Here is a 15,420-nt window from a genome sequence, read left to right as displayed (position 1 = left end):
TCCTTGGACACGGGCTCCGGTGGGTATTTATGGGGCATGCTTGCTCCTGGACGCTTGCGCGCCAACGCCTCTATACCCCCAGCATCATACTGGGCTCGCCACTTCCCAATATGACCTGAACTGCGGATCCCCAGCAGAGTCGCAGCCTCGGTGTCGGATAGCCCTTGGTCGCGGATCTTGCGCAACACAGACTGCTTAAAGGGTGCGCTGTACGTGCCTGACTGCCGGCGCAGGCCCGATAAACCATGCACGCGATAGCTCTCAACCCATCGTCGGACAACTGAATGGTCCAGTTCGTGACGCGCCGCCACCGACCGACCGCTCTCAGTACCCTTCAAATACTCCCGCACCACCTTTAACTTGAACTGCTCGTCGTACTTCGCCATGTAAAAACCCCCGAAGGTTGGATCAATGTCCAACTTTCGGGGGTCAGTTCAGCGGCGGGGTTTTTTCATTGCGGCGGCCGCCGGTGCGGTCAGACGCCTCCGTCGGTCATGCGATACCAGGTCACCACCGCATTGACGTAGAGCCGCCGCAGGCCGTACAGCGGGAACGGCACGACCGGCGACAACGGCACGGGCAGCGCGTTGGCATCGCCCGTCGCCACATACTGGGCCATCGCGCGCCCCATGCTGGTCTGCAACCCCACCCCGCGCCCCTGGCACCCGATATCCACCAGCAGGCCGGGTTGCGGCTCGTGCAGATGCGGCAGGTAGTCGCGGGTGACCGCGACGCGCCCGCACCATCGGTATTCGAACGGCGTGCCCGCCACCTGCGGGAACAGCTTCAGCATGACCCGTTCCAGGTGCGCCCAGTCTTCCGGCCCCCTGGGTTCGCGGAACGGTCCGCGCCCGCCCATCAGCAACCGGCCCTGATGGTCCAGCCGGAAATACAGCAGCAGGTTGCGGGTATCGGAGGTGACGTGCCCCTCGGGAAAGATGCCCGCCCGCACCGATTCCGGCAAAGGCGCCGTCGCAACCTGGAAGGTATTGGCGTCGATGATCGAGGTCTTCAGGCCGGGCAGCAAGTCGCCGCCATAGGCGTTGGTGCACATCACCACCCGGTCGGCGGTGACCGTCGCGCCACGCGCGGTCGCTGCCACCCACTTGCCGCCATTGCGGGTCAGGCCGGTGACCGGCGTGTCCGTATGCAGGATAGCGCCAGCATTCAGCGCGGCGCGCGCCAATCCGCGCGCATAGCTCAACGGCTGCACCGCGCCTGCGCGGTTGTCGACCCAGCCGCCCAGATAGCGGTCCGTGCCCAGCAGGCGGGCGACCTGCCCGCGGTCCAGTGGCTGCGCGTCCACGCCGTGGCGCGCCCACTGGGCCGCGCGGTCATGCGCGATACGCAGCGCCTCCGCATTGTGGGCGCCCTGGACCCAGCCTTTGCGGACATGCGGCACGTCCATCGCATGACGGTCGATCAGGTTGAACACCGAGTCGGCCGTCGCACCCGCGAACCGCAGCAGCCGCTCGCCGCGCTCCTGGCCGAACATCGAGACCAAGGCATCAGGGTCGTACTTCAGGCCCGGAATCACCTGCCCGCCATTGCGGCCCGAGCCGCCGAAGCCGATCTCGCGCGCCTCCAGCACCACGGTGTTCACGCCGCGCTCGGCCAGGTGCAGCGCCGTGCTCAGGCCGGCGTAGCCGCCGCCGATGACCAGCACGTCCGCTTGCGCCGAGGCGGCAAGCGGCTGGGTCGGCGGCGCCGCCGAAGCGGTCGCGGCCCACAAGGACGGGGAAAGAGGAAACGGCACTTGCTGCATGATGATTCCTTCCTACATGGGATGCAGCACACGGCGCAGGAAATCCTGCGTGCGGGGGTGCTGCGGATGATTCAAAAGCTCTCGGGCGGCGCCCTGCTCGACCATGACCCCGCCATCGAAGAACATGACGCGGTCTGCGACTTCGCGCGCGAAACTCATTTCATGCGTCACGACGACCATGGTCATGCCCGCCTCGGCCAGCTTGCGCATCACGCCCAGCACGTCACCCACCAATTCGGGGTCCAGCGCGGAGGTCGGCTCGTCGAACAGGATGGCCTTGGGCTGCATGGCCAGGGCGCGCGCGATGGCCACCCGTTGCTGTTGCCCGCCGGACAACTGGTTGGGGTGCGCATCGGCCTTGTCCGCCAGCCCCACGCTGGCCAGCAGTTCGCGCCCGCGCTCCAGCACTTGCGCGCGCGGCTCTTTCTTCACGAAGATCGGCCCTTCGATCACGTTCTCCAGCGCCGTGCGATGCGGAAACAGGTTGAAGCGCTGGAACACCATCGCCACCTGCGTGCGGATGGACACGATGGACGGCGCGTCGGCGTCGACCAGCTCGCCATCCACGGTGATGCGTCCGGCGTTGTAGCGCTCCAGCCCGTTGATGCAGCGCAGGATGGTGGATTTGCCGGAACCGGACGGGCCGATCACGCAGACGACTTCGCCCTTGGTGACTTCGGCGTCGATGCCCTTCAGCACCTCTAGCGGGCCGAAGCTCTTGCGGACTCCCTTGAGCTCGATCATTTCGTGGCGCTCCTTTTTTCCAAGTGCCGCACCAGCAGGATCAGCGGCACGCACATCACCAGGTACATCAACGCCACCAGCGAGAACACGGTGGCGTTCTTGAAGGTGGACACGGCGATCAGTTTGCCCTGCAAGGCCAGTTCGGCCACCGTGATCGTGGACGCCTGCGATGAATCCTTGAGCATCATGATCATGATGTTGCCGTAGGGCGGCAGCACGATCTTCACGGCTTGCGGCAGCACCACGCGCCGCATCGTCATGCTCCAGCTCATGCCCATCGCCATCGCGGCCTCGATCTGGCCGCGGTCGATGGCCTGGATGCCGGCGCGGAAGTTCTCGGCTTGATAGGCGGAATACGCCACGCCCAAGCCGATGATGGCGGCCTGCACGGCGGTCAGCGACACCCCCATGTCGGGCATCACGAAGTAGATGTAGAACAGCAGCACGATGATCGGGATACCGCGCAAGAGGTTGATGATCCCGCCGCTGAGCTTGGACAGGAACGTGTTCCCGGAGACGCGCATCAGCGCCCACACCAGGCCCAGCACCGTCGACAACGCCAGCGAACCCAGCGTCACCAGGATCGTCAGCTTCGCCCCTTGAAGCAATATCGGCAGGTATTCCGCCGAGTCCTTGAAGAATTCCGTCATGACTTCACCCACCCCGACAAGACAGCCCACGGGCACGCAGGATGCGCCCCGCCCGCCGGCACGCGAGAGCGCGCCGACCGGGCTTGCGACAACGTTTGATTGCTTCAGGTCAGGCCGGCATCACCCGCCGGACAGGCCCCACTTCTTCAGGATGGCGTCGATGGCGCCGTCCGCCTTCAGCTTGACCAGCGCCTTGTTGATGCGGTCGAGCAAGGCCGTATCGTCCTTGCGCGTGGCCAGGCCCAGGCTGCCCATGATGGTCGGCTGGTAGGACGTCGCCATCTTCAGGTTGGGATAGTTGCCCTGGGTCAGGATGTAGGCCGCGATGGGGTAGTCCATGAAACCGCCCTGGATGCGGCCGGCGTTGGCGTCGCGCATCATGTCGGGCGGATTGTCATAGAGCTTCACTTCCTTGAACATGCCGCTTTTCTGGATGGGCTCGACAAATGCGGTGCCGACCTGCACGCCGACGGTCATGCCCTTCATGTCGGCAAACGACTTGTATTCCTTGTTGTCGGTCTTCAGCACCATCAGGCCTTCGCCATAGCGGTACACGGGCTCAGAGAAACTGACGACCTGCTGGCGCTGCGGCGTGATGAACATGGCCGCGGACACGATGTCGATGCGCTTGGAGGTCAGCGAGCCGATCAGCGCCGAAAACGCCATGGGCTCGATCTGCACCTCGAAGCCCGCTTCTTTGCCGACGGCCTTCACGATATCGACCATCACACCTTCGATGCTGTTGGTCTTGGTGTCGAGAAAGGTGAATGGACTGCCGGTGGGTGTGGACCCCACTTTCAACACCGTCTGGGCTTGCGCGCCCGCGGCCATGGACAATGCTGCGAATACCGAGACAACCAGAGTCTTGAATTTCATGACATATCCTCATCTTGATTGATGTTGGAGATGGCCCAGATGACCTCTGTCGTCTGCGACCCGGGATTGCGCCAGCGGCGCGGCGAACTGCTGGCATAGCAAAAACTGTCGCCTTCATTGAGCAGCATGACGCGGTCGCCCACCCAGAGCTCAAGCGAGCCCTTGAGCACCACGCCGATCTGCTCGCCCTGCCCCGTCACGAAAAGCTCCTGCCCGGTGGAACCGCCAGGCTCGATGGTGGCGCGGCACAGGTCCATGCTGCGGCACGCGGGCGGCGTGTACATCTCTTTGCTGATGCCCTTTTCGCTCAGATCGATAAAGCGGTGCGTGCCGGCCCGGGCCACACGCCCGCCGTCTTCGCTTTGGGTGTGCTCGGCGTTGCGCAGCAGCGAGTTCACGGACACGTTGAATTCGCGCGCCAGCACGTGCAGGACTTTTACCGACGCGGAACTCAAGCCGCGCTCGATCTGGCTCAGCAAACCCAGCGACATGCCGCAAGCGCGCGCCACTTCCGCCAGCGAACGCCCATGCTGCTTGCGTAACTGGCGCAGTTGCTGGCCCAGCCACAAGTCGACGGCGGACTCCGGCCTGCCCGCCAGTGCGCTTGCCGCCAGCGGCAAGCCGGCGCGGCGTTCAGGGGCGGATTGGCCTGCAACGGGTCGACCAGACAAGGATCGACTGGAAGGAAGTCGGGTCATATGAAAATTTCATTTGCATGTAATTTTCAATACTAAGGAGCGGCCGGAATGCCCACAACCTAGGAACATCCCTAGCGCTTGCGGGCAGGACCGGATGACGAGCGGTTTACGACGCGTCGGGCGTCTTGGCAGGCTGGACGGGCTTGGCCGACGGTTTGCGCCTGCGTTTGGGCGCGTCGGCAGCGGGATCGTAAGTGCCGGCCAATTCGGCCAGGAAGCGCTCGTCGGCCTTGTTCAGCCACCCTTTGGCACGGGCCGATTCGATCAGCTCCGGACGCCGGGCAACCGTGAGCGCAAGCGAACGCTCGCGCCGCCAGCGGGCGATGTTGGCATGATGGCCGCTTAGCAGCGGCGCAGGCACGGACTCGCCCTCGTACACTTCGGGGCGCGTGTAATGCGGGCTGTCCAGCAAGCCTGACAAGGTGTCGTTGAACGAATCCTGCAAGGCGGAATCGCCATCGCCCAGCACGCCTGGCACCAGGCGCACGGCGGCGTCGATCACCGCCAGCGCGGCGATCTCCCCGCCGGACAAGACGAAGTCGCCCAGCGAGATCTCATGCGTGACGCAGCGTTCGATGAATCGCTGGTCCACGCCTTCATAGCGGCCGCAAATCAGGATCATCCCGTCGCTTGCGGCCAATGTTTCGGCGCCCGCTTGATCGTAGCGCTGGCCGACTGGCGCCAGCAGCGCCACGGGGGCACGGCCCAGGCCAAGCGCTGCGCGCGCATCCTGGGCGGCATTGACAGCGGTTTCCAAGGGCGCCGCCATCATTACCATTCCGGGGCCGCCGCCATAAGGGCGGTCGTCCACCGTGCGATGGACGTCCTGCGTGAAATCACGGGGATTCCAGGCGTGCAAGGACCACCGGCCCTGGGCATGCGCCCGGCCGGTGACACCCAGATCGCGCACTACCCCGAACATTTCGGGAAAGAGCGTAATGACGTCGAATCGCATCAAAGATCCGCCGGCCAGTCGCTGTCTATGCGGCGAGCAGCCAGATCGACGGCGTGTATGTGCGCGCGTACGAACGGAACAAGCATTTCGGCGGGTCGGCCCTTGGCGTTCAGGATAGGCTCAGGCCCTTCGGCCCCCACCTTCTGACACAAGACCTTCAAGACGGCATGGGCGCCGTTATCAAGGACTTCGTCCACCACGCCAATCAGCGCGGGTTCACCGTTGGCGCTGGTGTACAGCGAACAACCGATGAGGTCGACCCAGTAGTATTCGTCTTCCTTGGGCGCGGGAAAAGACCCGCGCGGCGCTTGCACGGAATATCCGCGCATGGCTTCCGCCTGATCGCGATCCGCAACGCCTGCCAGCTGGGCCACCACGGTGGCGCCCTGCGAACGGACTTGCAAGACCTTGATTGCGACAGGCGCAGACGCGACAGCGCCCCGCGCCAATTCAGGCACAGGGCGAGTCAACCACCATTGAGATGCTGAGAGCAGCACTTCGGCATTGGCCGAATGTGGCTGCACCTTAACCCAGCCTTTCACACCGTAGGCTGCACTGATGCGGCCCAGCTCGATCAAATCCGTAGGCGCCGCGTTAGAGGTTGCGGCATCAGACATGTATCGTGCTCTTCGTAATGATGAAACAGCTAAGAATGGTAGCTTTACAGCTGAACTAACGGCTTGGCTGTACGACGCGGCAATTAAGCAGCGGCGGAAACCTTGGCCGAGTAGTCCTTGACCAGACGCTCGACAGCGGGCGACAGTTGCGCGCCAGTGCCGGTCCAGTATTGCACGCGATCCAGCGCAATGCGCAGGTTTTCCGTGCCTTCGCTAGCTACGGGGTTGTAGAAACCCACGCGCTCGATGAAGCGGCCGTCGCGACGGTTACGCGAATCGGTGGCCACCAGGTTGTAAAACGGACGCTTCTTGGACCCACCGCGGGCCAGGCGAATCACCACCATAGGTAATCCCTTGAATTAGTTGTGAAAAACGGGAAATTCTAGCACTTAAACAAGCCGGCTGGCAAATGCAGGTGCTGAATCAGTCGTGGCGGCGCAATTTGTATCCTAAAACACCACATCCGGGTATTCTACAAATACGGGCCGGAGCCCGCCGCAGGTGAAAGTGTAGCCCCCAGCCGCGCTTCGCGCCTGCATTTCGTGCGTTTCGTGCGTTTGAACCTGAGTGCGTGTGAAGAATAACCCGATTGGAGAGATCGGTTTTATGTCGACCTGCGCAAGACCCAACGCTTTGCTCCCCCTGGCTACGCCGCAACGGCGCCGCCCTTCCCCTGTTTTCAAGCCTTCGTCCTGAGGGCGGCACACCCCCCTTCCGCCCTTTCGCCGTGCCCCCCGGTTTTTCCCGCGTTTTTTCGTGTTTTTTCCCAACACTTCCTCTTGGAGAGGTGCCACACCATGAAGAACCAGAAATCCGTCTTCACCCCCGTCGCGCGCCTGGCTCTGACCGGCCTATTGCTGGGCGCGCTGGCGATGCCGTTCGCCGCCTCGGCCCGCGTCGTCGGCGCGGCATTGACCACCGCATCCGGCAAGGTCACGGCCGTCGATCCCGCCACCCGCACCATCACGCTGCAAGGCACCAACGGCAACACCGTGAACGTGCTGGCCGGCCCGGACGTGCGTAATTTCCAACAGATCAAGCCGGGCGACACGTTGACGCTGGACTATTACGAGTCCGTCGCGATCGATGTGCGCCGGGCTGGTGCGGGCGCCCCCGAAGTGGTGACCGAAACCGCCGCCAACCGCAACGCTGAGGGCGCCAAGCCGGGCGGCGCGATGGGCCGCCAGACGACGATCACCGCCGAGATCTGGCATATCAACAAAAGCGCCAACCTGGTCACCCTGAAGGGCCCACAAGGCGGCATGCGCACGATCCAGGTGAAGGACCCCGCCCTGCAGGCACGCCTGCAGCAGCTCAAGGAAGGCGACCTGGTGGACTTCACCATCACCCAAGCCGTCGCGGCAGCCATTCACAAGTAAGCACACCACCACCGACGCAAAAAGGCCCGCGGAAAGCGGGCCTTTTCATTGAAGCGGGGCCAGGCCCCTCAGCGCCTGCGCAGGTAATGCACGCCGCGGCCGTCGTCCTCTTGCTGCAGGACCAGCGTGTTGCCGGTCTGCCGCGCGAACGCCTGGAAGTCGCGGATGGCATTGCGGTCCGTCGTGATGACGCGCAAGACTTCGCCGCTGGCCATCTGCGCCAAGGCCTTCTTGGCGCGCAGGATGGGCAAGGGGCACGTCAGGCCGCTGGCATCCACTTCCTGCTCGAAAGCAGGCGCTTGCGCACCCGCATCGAGGCCGGGTTCAGCGCCGCCCATCAAAGACGCTCGTCCACCCACTTCTGCACGCCGGCAATCGCCGCGGGCAAGGCGGCGAGGTCGGTGCCGCCGCCCATGGCCATGTCGGGGCGGCCACCGCCCTTGCCACCGACTTGGCTGGCCACGAAGCCCACCAGGTCGCCGGCCTTGATGCGGTCGGTCAGATCGGCCGTCACGCCACCCACCACGCTGATCTTGCCGTCGGCCGAGCCGGTGGCAAGCAGCACGACGGCCGGCTTCAGGCGGTCTTTCAGGTTGTCGACCATGCCGCGCAGGGCCTTGGGGTCCACGTCGCCGATGCTGGCGGCCAGGACCTTGATGCCCTTGACATCGACGGCCGCGCTGGCGGCCAGGTCGTTACCCGCGCTGGCGGCCAGCTTGTTGCGGGATTGCTCCAGGTCCTTTTCCAGCGCCTTGACCTGTTCCTGCACCTGCGCGATGCGTGCCGGCACGTCGGCCGGCGTGCTGCGCAGCATGCCCGCGATCTGGGTCAGCAAAGCGTTCTGGTTCTGTACCCAAGCCAGCGCGTTGTCGCCGGTGATGGCCTCGATGCGGCGCACCCCCGCAGCCACGCCGCCTTCGGAAATGATCTTGAACAGACCGATATCGCCCGTGCGGCTGACGTGCGTGCCGCCGCACAGTTCGCGCGAGAAGCCGATGTCCAGCACGCGCACGGTATCGCCATACTTTTCGCCGAACAGCGCCATGGCGCCGCCCTTGACCGCGTCGTCGTAGGCCATCACCTGGGCCACGGTGGGCTGGTTGGCCAGCACTTCGGCGTTGACGATGGCTTCGACACGCGCGATCTGCTCAGCGGTCATCGGCGCATCCTGCGCGAAGTCGAAGCGGGTCTTGTCGGGATCCACCAGCGAGCCGCGCTGCTGCACGTGCGAGCCCAGCACTTGGCGCAAGGCCTTGTGCATCAGGTGGGTGGCCGAGTGGTTGCGGATCGTGCGCGCACGGCGGACCGCGTCGACACGGGCCAGCAGGGTGTCGCCCACCGACAGCGAACCCGATTCCAGCACGCCGTGGTGGCCGGACACGCCGGCCTGGATCTTCAGGGTGTCGGCGACGGCGAAGCGCACGCCGTCCGCTTCCAGCAAACCGGTGTCGCCGACCTGGCCGCCCGACTCCGCGTAGAACGGGGTGGCGTCCAGCACGACCACGGCGCTTTGGCCGGCGCGCACTTCTTGCACCTGGGTGCCATCGACGTACAGGGCGGTGACCTTGACGTTGTCCAGCTCCAGCTTTTCGTAGCCTTCGAAGCGCGTCTCGGCGCCTTCATAGCTAAGGCCTTCGGCCATCTTGAACTTGCCGGCGGCGCGCGCCTGGTCACGCTGGCGTTCCATGGCGACCTCGAAGCCGGCCATGTCGATTTCCACTTCGCGTTCGCGGCAGATGTCGGCCGTCAAGTCGACGGGAAAACCGTAGGTGTCGTACAGCGTGAACAGCGTGTTGCCGTCCAGCACACCGCCGTTGGCCACATTGGCCAAGGCCGTGTCCAGGATGCGCATGCCGTGCTCCAGCGTTTCGCCGAAGCGCTCTTCTTCCTGCTTGAGCACCTGGCCCACGCGGTCGGCCATGGCGGCCAGTTCCGGATAAGCCTCGCCCATCTCGGCAACGAGGTCCGGCACCAGACGATGGAAGAACGGCTTGGTCTGACCCAGCTTGTAGCCGTGGCGCAGCGCGCGGCGCACGATGCGGCGCAACACGTAGCCCCGGCCTTCGTTGCTGGGGATCACGCCGTCGACGATCAGGAACGAGCACGCGCGGATGTGATCCGCGATGACCTTGAGCGAATTGTTTTCCAGGTCTTTGATGCCGGTTTCGCGGGCGGCCGCGTGGATCAGTTTCTGGAAAAGGTCGATTTCGTAGTTGGAATGCACGCCCTGCAGGACGGCGGCGATGCGCTCCAGACCCATGCCGGTATCGACACAGGGACGCGGCAGGCGCGGCATGTTGCCGGCGGCGTCGCGTTCGAACTGCATGAACACCAGGTTCCAGATCTCGATGTAGCGGTCGCCGTCTTCCTCGGGCGATCCCGGGGGGCCGCCCCAGATTTCCGGGCCGTGGTCAAAGAAGATTTCCGAGCATGGGCCGCAAGGGCCGGTGTCGGCCATCTGCCAGAAGTTGTCGGAGGCGTAACGCGCGCCCTTGTTGTCGCCGATGCGGATGATGCGCTCGGTCGGCACGCCGACTTCCTTGGCCCAGATGTCGTAGGCTTCGTCGTCTTCCTGGTACACGGTGACCCAGAGCTTTTCGGCCGGCAGCTTGTAGACCTGCGTCAGCAGTTCCCAGGCGTACTGGATGGCGTCGCGCTTGAAGTAGTCGCCGAAGCTGAAGTTGCCCAGCATTTCGAAGAACGTGTGGTGACGGGCGGTGTAGCCCACGTTCTCCAGGTCGTTGTGCTTGCCGCCGGCGCGCACGCTGCGCTGCGACGACGTGGCGCGCGTGTACGACCGCGATTCCTTGCCGGTGAAGACGTCCTTGAACTGGACCATGCCCGAGTTGGTGAAAAGCAGGGTCGGGTCGTTGCCGGGGACGAGCGACGACGAAGGAACAATGGTGTGCCCCTTCGACTGGAAGAATTGCAGGAACTGGCGGCGAATCTCAGAGGATTTCATCGTGGATGACGCAGGATTTAGGCGAATCTTTGATTATAGAGGGTTGGCGAAAAAGCGCGGAACGGACGGGCCCACGCCCTACCGGACGCAGACATAGCCGGTGGTCCACCCTTCGGTTTCGGTCCATTTCCCGCCCGCCGACACGATGACTGGCTGATAACCCGCCGGGCATGAACACGCCCCGGTGCGCGGATTTGCCGTCGACTGTCCGGAATAGTGCTGGCACCCGAAGCGGTTGACTGCTTAAAGGGTGCGCTGTACGTGCCTGACTGCCGGCGCAGGCCCGCTAAACCATGCACGCGATAGCTCTCAACCCATCGTCGGACAACTGAATGGTCCAGTTCGTGACGCGCCGCCACCGACCGACCGCTCTCAGTACCCTTCAAATACTCCCGCACCACCTTTAACTTGAACTGCTCGTCGTACTTCGCCATGTAAAAACCCCCGAAGGTTGGATCAATGTCCAACTTTCGGGGGTCAGTTCAAACTGGCGGGCTTTTTTTTGCATGACGGAAATCAGGCCTTGCTAGGCGCCAGCCCCGGGTCCAGCGAATGCCGTTCGTCGAACACGAAGCACTTGCCTTCGTAGCCCGGGCCGCCGGTTTCTTCGAAGTACTTCAGGATGCCCCCGTCCAGCTGATACACGTTCTGGATGCCGGCTTCGTTCATGTAGATGGCCGCTTTCTCGCAGCGGATGCCGCCCGTGCAGAAACTGACGACGGTCTTGCCGTCGAGTTCGGCGCGGTGCGCCTGGACAGCGGCGGGAAATTGCGTGAAGCGATCGATGCGCCAGTCGATGGCGTCCTTGAACGTACCTTCGTCCACTTCGAACGCGTTGCGGGTATCGAGCATGACGACGGGGCGGCCGGCGTCGTCCGCACCCTGGGCCAGCCAGCGGGCCAGCGTCTGCGCATCCACGCCAGGGGCGCGGCCGGCCTCGGGGCGGATCGTGGGGTGATCCATGCGGATGATCTCGCGCTTGATCTTCACCAGCAGCTTGCGGAAGGGTACGCCTTCGCTGTGGCTGAATTTGACTTCCAGGTCGGCGAAACGCGCATCCGTGCGCAGCGCTTGCAGGAAACCGTCGATGCCGCCGGCCGGGCCCGCCAGGAACAGGTTGATGCCCTCTTCAGCCAGCAGGATGGTGCCCTTGAGCGCGGCGTCGCTAGCCTTGGCCAGCAGGCGGGCGCGCAGTTCCGGCAGGGAATCCAGTGAGACGAATTTGTAGGCGGCGATATTGACGACGGAAGTCATGGCAAAGCGAATAAAAGCGGACGGCGAAGCCCGTAATAGTAATCGCTGGGCGGGTTATCCCGCCCCCTGCCCGCCTTGATCCGCCTCAACGATTGACGATTTCCTGCTCGACCACCACGTCCAGCACCCAGCGCATGGACGAGCCGCCGGCGGGCGGATTCGGGTCGGAGACTTCCACCACGCGCAGGCGGTAGCGGATGCCCGGCTGGAAATTGAAGCCGGTAATGTCCCCGTACCAGAGCTGCCAAGGCTGGGATGCGCTGTCGCGCACCTGGTAGCACATGGCGCGGCCCGCGCCGGCGTTGCAGGGCACGCGCTCCGAGTTCACGTAGACCAGCTTGCTGGGCCCCGCCTGGCCGCCCGCCACCGGATCGATGCGGCGACCGAAGTCCAGCGTATCGCCCGTGCTGAGCACCCACGTCATGCGCTGCGGGTTGTTGGTGTTGTCCAGCGACGTGGCCGTGATGCGGGTCAGGCCCGCCAGGAAGGCCTGTTCAAGCGCCATGTTCTGCGGGGCGCAGGCCATCATGGTCGCCACGGGGTTCGCCTGGACGATCAACTGGCCGTTGGCCACAGTGTAGGGCGCGTTGTACTGGTTGCAGCCCGAGAAGCCGGACATGCGGGGGGACCCGCGGTCATGGATGAACGTGACCGTGAGGGGACGGGAATTCGAGGACGGATGCGGAATGGTGCGCAGGCCCCCGCCCGGCTGGGTCCAGCGTGCCAGGTCCCAGCTGGTCTGCGCCAGGATGTCCGACGCCGAGGCCGGCTGGTAGCGGGGATCCTGCCCGTCCGCGGCCCGCTGGGGCGGCGATGCGCATGCGGCAAGGCCGACGGAGAGGACGCACGGCGCGAGCCAGCGCAAAGAAGCGGTAAAGGACATGGGGATCTCCCGGAATCGGCAAGGAACGCCCCGACCCCGCGAGAAGGCGCCAGGATCGGGCAGCGCCATTGTAGGCGCGCCCCGACCCTGTTTTCAGCCCGATAACGTCCTGAAATGGATATTCGCGGCGCCGGGCATTACGGCGTGGGGGGATCCTGGCGGCGCTCGAACTCCAGGACATCACCGCCGCGCAGATTGAACGTCAGGTGACGCGGGGCGCCGCCGTTGTCCAGCGTGAACGTATCGATGGCCGTCAGGCCACGCAGATAGTCCGCTTCCAGCTTGGCGCGCTCGGGCGCCGGGCAAGCCATGCGCGTCGAGGCAGGCGCATTGATGAAGAGCTTGCCGCTTTCCAGCTTGTACGAACCCATGTAGCGGTTGCAGCCCGAAAACCCGTTCACCTGGTACTGCTTGCCTTGGGCCAGGAACGTCAGTCGCACGGGTTCACCGTTGTCGCCATGCGGAATGTCGCGCAACGCGCCGCCGGCTTGCGTCCAGCGCACCAGCTCCCAGCTTGTCTGGGCCAGCGAATCCGAGCTGCTGGCGGCATTGGCCGCCGCGGCGCCTTCCGGGCGCGCGCCCCCGGTGGACCCCGCGCAACCCGCCAATGCCACGGTCAGAAGGCTCAGGCATAGCGCCCGGCCGCGCGAAGACAAATGGGTAAGCATGGATGGGACTCCTAAGAAATTCACACCCCCGACTGTAACCGGCACGGGGCCGGATCGTCCTTTTCTCCCCCCTACAGCCGTATCCAAAAGCAGCAAACGCAGGGATGGCGCTAACACCGATGGTGCAGGGGCTGCATCGAATGCCGCATGGCGGCGCCTCCGGCCGACGCGCAGAATCAATGCAGACCATCTTTCCGGCCCGCCCCGGGCAGCACGGGGAAACGCCACCGGTCGCATACGTACCGCAAACGCAGGTGTCCGGCCCGAGGGGCCAACAATAAGACGACCGGGAGACACGGCGATGGGCTTTTTGAGAACCTTACTGGCGCTGTCAGTGGTGCTGGACCACCTGGGCGGCGGCTATGCCGACCACCTGGTCGGCGGCCGGCTGGCGGTGCAACTGTTCTATGTGATTTCAGGCTTCCTGATTTCCTATGTGCTGACCGCGACGGACAACTACCAGGGAGCTACCGGCAAGTTCTACGCCAACCGCTTTCTGCGGCTGTTCCCCATCTACCTGGCGGTGGCCGCCCTGACGCTGATGGCCCACGTGTTGAGCGGCGGCGCGTTCTTCCGCTTCTACGACGCCCTGCCTTTTTCCGCGGAACTATTCCTGGTGCTGGCGAATCTGGTCATCCTGGGTCAGGACTGGCTGATGTTCTTCGGCATCGAACACGGCGCCCTGGCTTTCACGGGCAGCTTCGCCCACAGCGAGGTGCCCTTGTACCAGGGGCTGCTGGTGCCGCAGGCGTGGACGCTGGGCGTGGAGATGAGCTTTTACCTGGTCGCGCCCTTCGTGCTGCATTCCCCGCGGAGGCTGATCGCCCTGCTCGCGGCGTCGCTGGCGTTGCGCGCGGTGCTCGTCGCCGCCGGCATCGGCATGACGGACCCGTGGACCTACCGCTTCTTCCCGACGGAACTGGCGCTGTTCCTCGTCGGGTCGCTGTCCCATCAGGTGCTGCTGCCGCGATGCAAGGCCTGGACCCGGCGCATCCACCGGCTGCCGGAACTGGGCACCGCCGTGCTGTTCATCTATTGCCTGCTGCATTTCTCGATCGGCCTGAACCACAATGTGCGCGACGCGCTGGCGGTGCTGCTGTTCGCCTCCCTGCTGCCGCTGGCGTTCCTGTTCCAGTCGCGTCACCGGCTGGACAAGGCGATCGGGGAATTGAGCTACCCCATCTATATCTGCCATTCGCTGGTGATCATGTTCTTCAGCTGGCTGCTGAACGAAGTCGAAACACATCAGCCCATGCTCTTCGCGGGGCTGGTGGTCACGGGCTGTATCGGATTCTCGGCGCTGCTGAATGGATTGATCGCCGACCCGATGGAACGACTGCGCAGCCGTTTGCGCAGCGAACCGCCAGGACGCGGCCCGACGCAGGCGCCGGACACACGGCGGCCCGCGCAACCGGGCCAGGCGTTGGGTTCTATTCGCCGCGCGCCTTGATATAAGCGGCCAGCACCAGTTCGATCTGCCGCTTTTCCTGCGAGCTCAACCGCGAATAGGTCGCGTACGACACCGATTCGAACGGCCAGACAGGCGGCTGGGCGATATCGCCGGCATTCGCGGGTACATCGGCATAGCCCGAATTCAGCATCGCCCCCTCTCCGGTGCTGAGCCACATCGGGCTGACCCGCAATGCGCGGGTCAACTTGATGAGGGCATCGCTGGAGGGTTGCAGGCGTTGCCCGCTTTCGTAGTTGCCGATGGCGCTTTGCGACAGGTTGCTTGCGACTGCCAAGTCCTTTTGAGTCCATCCCTGAAGCATTCTTGCATTGCGCAGACGATGGCTAAACGTGTCCAATCGATCAACCTGAGACATTAATATGAATTTATTTATTTGATTAAAACATCTCAATACTGGCGCCAAATAAACGGATTGCACCCCAATTTCAGGGTTAATCCATAAATCGCAACATTCGCCTGCTTGCCCGCCTTGCCCCCGGGCCCGCTCCGGCAAAGCGC

18 protein-coding genes are annotated in these 15,420 nt (G+C 64.2%); 2 read left to right on the top strand and 16 right to left on the bottom strand.

Features of this window, described 5'->3' with window-relative positions; translation table 11 throughout:
• From A9973_RS15520 to rpsP, 9 genes are all read right to left on the bottom strand, one after another.
• The coding region (locus tag A9973_RS15520) for a helix-turn-helix domain-containing protein (protein WP_183014628.1) at positions 1-386 on the bottom strand (386 nt) is incomplete at its 3' end.
• A gap of 89 nt (positions 387-475) precedes the next feature.
• A complete protein-coding gene (locus A9973_RS15515) occupies positions 476-1,765 on the bottom strand; it encodes an FAD-binding oxidoreductase (protein ID WP_183014627.1) in 1,290 nt (429 codons plus the stop codon).
• A gap of 12 nt (positions 1,766-1,777) precedes the next feature.
• Positions 1,778-2,509 (bottom strand): amino acid ABC transporter ATP-binding protein, encoded by a 732-nt coding sequence (locus A9973_RS15510; protein ID WP_006224000.1) that lies wholly within the window; start codon positions 2,507-2,509, stop codon positions 1,778-1,780.
• A complete protein-coding gene (locus tag A9973_RS15505; protein ID WP_169270486.1) occupies positions 2,506-3,159 on the bottom strand; it encodes an amino acid ABC transporter permease in 654 nt (217 codons plus the stop codon). Before A9973_RS15505 ends, A9973_RS15510 begins: the two co-directional genes overlap by 4 nt.
• Before the next feature lie 120 nt (positions 3,160-3,279).
• Complete coding sequence (locus tag A9973_RS15500) at positions 3,280-4,035, bottom strand: ABC transporter substrate-binding protein (RefSeq protein ID WP_183014626.1); 756 nt, start codon at positions 4,033-4,035, stop codon at positions 3,280-3,282.
• On the bottom strand, positions 4,032-4,733 hold the full coding sequence (locus A9973_RS15495) for a helix-turn-helix domain-containing protein (RefSeq protein ID WP_255469171.1): 702 nt from the start codon (positions 4,731-4,733) through the stop codon (positions 4,032-4,034). Before A9973_RS15495 ends, A9973_RS15500 begins: the two co-directional genes overlap by 4 nt.
• A gap of 106 nt (positions 4,734-4,839) precedes the next feature.
• Complete coding sequence (trmD, locus tag A9973_RS15490; protein WP_183014625.1) at positions 4,840-5,688, bottom strand: tRNA (guanosine(37)-N1)-methyltransferase TrmD; 849 nt, start codon at positions 5,686-5,688, stop codon at positions 4,840-4,842.
• The gene (gene rimM, locus A9973_RS15485) at positions 5,688-6,305 is read right to left on the bottom strand and encodes a ribosome maturation factor RimM (RefSeq protein ID WP_183014624.1); all 618 of its coding nucleotides are present in this window, start codon (positions 6,303-6,305) and stop codon (positions 5,688-5,690) included. Before rimM ends, trmD begins: the two co-directional genes overlap by 1 nt.
• An 83-nt stretch (positions 6,306-6,388) precedes the next feature.
• On the bottom strand, positions 6,389-6,649 hold the full coding sequence (rpsP, locus tag A9973_RS15480) for a 30S ribosomal protein S16 (protein ID WP_006224007.1): 261 nt from the start codon (positions 6,647-6,649) through the stop codon (positions 6,389-6,391).
• A 453-nt stretch (positions 6,650-7,102) separates the two neighbouring features.
• On the opposite strand from rpsP, the gene A9973_RS15475 reads away from it, so the two are divergent.
• Positions 7,103-7,684 (top strand): hypothetical protein, encoded by a 582-nt coding sequence (locus A9973_RS15475; protein ID WP_183014623.1) that lies wholly within the window; start codon positions 7,103-7,105, stop codon positions 7,682-7,684.
• A gap of 68 nt (positions 7,685-7,752) precedes the next feature.
• Here A9973_RS15475 and A9973_RS15470 read toward each other — a convergent pair whose 3' ends face one another.
• The 6 genes from A9973_RS15470 to A9973_RS15445 all read right to left on the bottom strand — a co-directional run bounded on the left by A9973_RS15470 (position 7,753) and on the right by A9973_RS15445 (position 13,451).
• Positions 7,753-8,022: a sulfurtransferase TusA family protein gene (locus A9973_RS15470; protein ID WP_183014622.1), complete on the bottom strand. Its 270-nt coding sequence runs from the start codon at positions 8,020-8,022 to the stop codon at positions 7,753-7,755.
• A complete protein-coding gene (gene alaS / locus A9973_RS15465; protein WP_183014621.1) occupies positions 8,022-10,646 on the bottom strand; it encodes an alanine--tRNA ligase in 2,625 nt (874 codons plus the stop codon). The genes A9973_RS15470 and alaS overlap by 1 nt, the downstream gene beginning before the upstream one ends.
• Positions 10,647-10,663: 17 nt before the next feature.
• The gene (locus A9973_RS31375) at positions 10,664-11,080 is read right to left on the bottom strand and encodes a helix-turn-helix domain-containing protein (protein WP_183014620.1); all 417 of its coding nucleotides are present in this window, start codon (positions 11,078-11,080) and stop codon (positions 10,664-10,666) included.
• 82 nt (positions 11,081-11,162) lie between these two features.
• Positions 11,163-11,900, bottom strand: a complete 738-nt coding sequence (locus A9973_RS15455) for a sulfurtransferase (RefSeq protein ID WP_183014619.1) — start codon at positions 11,898-11,900, stop codon at positions 11,163-11,165.
• Between the two features lie 85 nt (positions 11,901-11,985).
• A complete protein-coding gene (locus A9973_RS15450; RefSeq protein ID WP_183014618.1) occupies positions 11,986-12,783 on the bottom strand; it encodes an META and DUF4377 domain-containing protein in 798 nt (265 codons plus the stop codon).
• A gap of 137 nt (positions 12,784-12,920) precedes the next feature.
• Positions 12,921-13,451, bottom strand: coding sequence for an META domain-containing protein (locus tag A9973_RS15445; protein WP_183014617.1), 531 nt, complete (start codon positions 13,449-13,451; stop codon positions 12,921-12,923).
• Positions 13,452-13,752: 301 nt separating this feature from the next.
• Here A9973_RS15445 and A9973_RS15440 point away from each other — a divergent pair, with 301 nt between their 5' ends.
• A complete protein-coding gene (locus A9973_RS15440) occupies positions 13,753-14,901 on the top strand; it encodes an acyltransferase (RefSeq protein ID WP_183014616.1) in 1,149 nt (382 codons plus the stop codon).
• On the opposite strand, the gene A9973_RS15435 is transcribed toward A9973_RS15440, so the two are convergent.
• Positions 14,882-15,277 carry a helix-turn-helix domain-containing protein gene (locus A9973_RS15435; protein WP_183014615.1) on the bottom strand — a complete coding sequence of 132 codons (396 nt, stop codon included), beginning with the start codon at positions 15,275-15,277 and terminating at the stop codon, positions 14,882-14,884. The genes A9973_RS15440 and A9973_RS15435 overlap by 20 nt on opposite strands.
• Positions 15,278-15,420: the final 143 nt, after the last annotated feature.

Source organism: Achromobacter sp. UMC46, assembly GCF_014170335.1.
GTDB lineage: Bacteria > Pseudomonadota > Gammaproteobacteria > Burkholderiales > Burkholderiaceae_B > Achromobacter.
The sequence above is the reverse complement of the archived record's forward strand: the minus strand, read 5'-3'. Positions and strand labels throughout refer to the sequence as shown.